We start from the raw sequence: 230 nt of genomic DNA, 5'->3' as shown, positions 1-230 counted from the left end.
CGCCGACGGGGACGGGATAGCCGACGTCCTGGCCGAGCATGGTCAGCAGCCAGCCGAACACTCCGCTGCCGGCGGCATCGGGCGGGATGTCCGCGTGCATCGCGTTCCCCGTGAGCAACAGGCCGGCACACTCGCCAAGGAAGGTCTCGTGCGCGAACCGGCGCACGGGCAGCACCGCGAGGCGGGCGAGGTCGAGCGCTCCGCCCGCGCCCAGCCGGTGCAGCAGCCGG

1 pseudogene is annotated in these 230 nt (G+C 74.3%); it reads right to left on the bottom strand.

The features are described from left to right. Positions 1-230 (bottom strand): annotated as a pseudogene (locus PROKR_RS34890) (NAD(P)/FAD-dependent oxidoreductase); the annotation flags it as partial.

The organism is Promicromonospora kroppenstedtii DSM 19349 (genome assembly GCF_000515355.1).
Taxonomy (GTDB): Bacteria; Actinomycetota; Actinomycetes; order Actinomycetales; family Cellulomonadaceae; genus Promicromonospora; species Promicromonospora kroppenstedtii.
The sequence above is the reverse complement of the archived record's forward strand: the minus strand, read 5'-3'. Positions and strand labels throughout refer to the sequence as shown.